The 605-nt window shown below is 24.6% G+C and carries 1 protein-coding gene; it reads right to left on the bottom strand.

Annotation, left to right across the window (positions count from 1 at the left end; genetic code table 11):
* Window positions 1–6 precede the first annotated feature (6 nt).
* On the bottom strand, window positions 7–483 hold the full coding sequence (locus PUH65_RS14890; RefSeq protein ID WP_305552633.1) for a hypothetical protein: 477 nt from the start codon (window positions 481–483) through the stop codon (window positions 7–9).
* Window positions 484–605: the final 122 nt, after the last annotated feature.

Genomic DNA, 605 nt, shown 5'->3' with positions numbered 1-605 from the left:
GCAGTGCTATTTCTCACGAATTTTTAAGTTTTTAAATCCATTTTCCAACGGTTCAAATTCTTTTGAATGTTTATTAAATTTATATTTTGAAGTTAATTGGGATTCAGTTTTTGTTTCAATATTTTTATCATTTATGTTTAAAGTGTCATTTATATAGCTATATTTTCCAAAGTAATGTTGGCTTTCGCCATGCCAGTATTCGTTTACTTCATAAGAATTGTCTTTGTAGAGTTTAATCTCATATCCTTTAACTTTCAAAACATAATTGTTAGGAACGTAGTATTCATTCCAAATTTCTTTTTTGAATTGAAGATAATTGAAAAATATATTTAATGTAAATAAAAGTAAAAATGATATCAGCAAAACGTTTGTCAATGTATGTTTAGTTTTATTTTTTGAATCGTAAATATAAATGATCACAAAGTTTACAAAAATAAGAACTGCAATTATTCCTAATGTTTTCAGAATATCGTTAGAAGCCAAGAAGTCCGAATATCTTTGCGTTTTCAAAAGAAAGATTAAAATTAACACGATTAAACTTCCGTATTTGATAATGACTTTCATCTATTTTAATCTGTACTTTAATTTTAAAAACGATATTTGAT

Origin of the sequence: Kaistella sp. SH40-3 (assembly GCF_030686865.1) — a bacterium.
Taxonomy (GTDB): Bacteria; Bacteroidota; Bacteroidia; order Flavobacteriales; family Weeksellaceae; genus Kaistella.
The sequence above is the reverse complement of the archived record's forward strand: the minus strand, read 5'-3'. Positions and strand labels throughout refer to the sequence as shown.